This is a genomic window from Thermovirga sp. (assembly GCF_017656375.1).
Taxonomy (GTDB): domain Bacteria; phylum Synergistota; class Synergistia; order Synergistales; family Thermovirgaceae; genus Thermovirga.
This window is the reverse complement of record NZ_JACDOB010000079.1, coordinates 1-2,180: the sequence shown is the minus strand read 5'-3', so window position 1 is coordinate 2,180 and position 2,180 is coordinate 1. Positions and strand designations below refer to the sequence as shown.

General features: G+C 43.9%; 3 protein-coding genes. 1 reads left to right on the top strand and 2 read right to left on the bottom strand.

What is annotated here, in order from left to right; genetic code table 11:
* Positions 1 to 105 precede the first annotated feature (105 nt).
* Complete coding sequence (gene msrA / locus H0Z23_RS08955) at positions 106 to 606, bottom strand: peptide-methionine (S)-S-oxide reductase MsrA (protein WP_296869105.1); 501 nt, start codon at positions 604 to 606, stop codon at positions 106 to 108.
* Positions 607 to 667: 61 nt separating this feature from the next.
* Positions 668 to 844 carry a hypothetical protein gene (locus H0Z23_RS08950; protein ID WP_296869104.1) on the bottom strand — a complete coding sequence of 59 codons (177 nt, stop codon included), beginning with the start codon at positions 842 to 844 and terminating at the stop codon, positions 668 to 670.
* Positions 845 to 1,066: 222 nt separating this feature from the next.
* Here H0Z23_RS08950 and H0Z23_RS08945 point away from each other — a divergent pair, with 222 nt between their 5' ends.
* On the top strand, positions 1,067 to 2,050 hold the full coding sequence (locus H0Z23_RS08945; RefSeq protein WP_296869103.1) for an ornithine cyclodeaminase family protein: 984 nt from the start codon (positions 1,067 to 1,069) through the stop codon (positions 2,048 to 2,050).
* Positions 2,051 to 2,180 lie beyond the last annotated feature (130 nt).

Below are 2,180 nucleotides of genomic sequence, written 5' to 3'. Positions count from 1 at the left end.
CTGGATGATTTTTCCCAGCTCTTTGTCAGAAAGGGGAGGCTTGTTTAATCTGTATCCCCCCAGATAGCCGTTGACTCTTGCTGCGGCCGTGGAATTTACGATGTCCTAAAAGGAGGGGTAGATTTTACGAAATTCTGTCATTATGTCTTCGTGCATCTGCAGGTAATACTTCTGGTGGTAGCCCTCTGCAGGGTAAAATGGTCCCGCTTCTTCAACAGACACCATCACTTTCTTTTTCGTTTTCCACTCCAGTGCCTCTATATATTCGAGGGCTTGAGCCTTCTGGAGCTCATCGTGATAGAAAATTGCAGAGCGATACTGCCTTGAGAAAGACACGTGAAAAGGATCATGATTTCGGAAAAATTCTTTCAGAAGCTCTTCGTAACTTATTAGTTCAGGGTCATATAGGACTTTCACTGTTTCCGAATGATCTCCTATATTATGGTATGTAGGTTTTTCGGTACTGCCTCCTGCGTAACCTACTTGGGTCGAAATAACTCCTTCAAGACTCCCATACAGGGCATCAGACCCCCAGAACCAGCCCATGGCAAAGGTTGCTGTTTCAATTTTTGTGTGAAGTTGATTATCCAGTTTCGGTTTTTTCACAACATTTTCCCTTTGCCCTGAAAGAGCAAAAACGCTTGCCTTTCCTTCATGCTTGGCCTGATTACAAGTCTTTTTCTAGCTTTTCAAGTAAGCCTGCCAGAAGAGCCTTACGTTCCTTTAGCTTTTCTCGGTAAGAAGCGCTATCGGTGTCAGCTATCTCCATTCTCAGTTCCGAAAGGGTAAAGGACAGAAGCTCTCGAAGCAACTCGAGTTCTTCGTCTGTCATTTCTAGCTTCATAGTTTGCCACCCGCCTTTCCAAAGCTTCTAACCATAACTGTATTTTATCACATTTGCCTGATAAATAGTCAACTTATGCCATTGTTCGATAGTTGTGATAGCCAAGCTCCGATTTTCTATTTTGTTTTTTAGTAGCGGGTTTAATGAAGGAATTGAGCTAATGTATATAATAATAATTATATGATGAAAATTCAGGCTTGTTCTAAAAGGAGGTAAAGGACAGTGGAGGTAAGGGTAATTTCCATGAAGGAGATTGAGTCGCTAGGTATTTCTGTAGTTGAGGTAATGGAAGTTGTGGAAAAGGGGTTCAGGCTTAAAGGAGAGGGCAAGGTGGAGCTGCCTGCTAAGATAGGGATACACCCAAGACATGACTGTTTCATACATGCCATGCCCTGTTTTGTAGGTGGTGAAGTAGATGCTGCGGGAATAAAATGGGTATCAGGCTATCCCATAAACCAGGGGAAGGGCCTCCCTTACATAAGTGGAGTAATGTGTGTTAATGACCCTGAGACGGGATTTGTCAAAGCCATAATGGATGCAAGTTGGATCACAGCTTGGAGGACAGGTGCGGCAACGGGGGTTTGTGCACGCTACATGGCAGATCCAGACTCGGAAACTATAGCTGTCGTTGGGTTGGGAGTTCAGGGCAGAACTAACACGGTAGCCTTGGCAAAAGCTCTTCCAAATATCAAGGTAATAAGGGCCTATGACGTTTATGAGTCGCAAGCTGCCAAGTATAAAGAAACCATAAGGAAAGACCTCCCAGAATTTGAGATAATCCTTTGCGGGTCAGTGGAAGAGGCGGTTAAGGGAGCAGATGTGGTGGTAACTTGTACGCCCATAGTGGCTAATCCCAATAGATTTGTAAAATCTGAGTGGCTGAAAGAGGACTGCCTGGCTATAGCAGTGGATTATGACTCTGCCTTCAAGGCAGAAATCATGGTCAAAGCGAATGCCTTTGTTTGTGACGACAAGAATCAGTATCTTTGGACCCAAAAGCAGGGAGTTTATTTCCAAAAAGGTTATCCTACGGAAAGCGAGATCCTGGGTGACATGGGAGACCTCTGTGCAGGAAAGATTAAAGCACCTCGCAAGGGGAGAAGGGGAGCCGTGTTGATGGGAATAGCTAGCCACGACATCATGACGGCGAACTTAATATTGGAAAAGGCTCAAGAAAAAGGTATTGGGAAAATTGTTGAGATATAGATAAAAGGTGATCACACCGGGGTTGGGTCTTGATTTTTTGTGTTTTTGGGGAAATACTATTTCAAATTAAGATAAAACACCAAAAATAAAGGCCTGACCCTCAAGTTCTTTTCCGTCTTTCCGAAGCTTC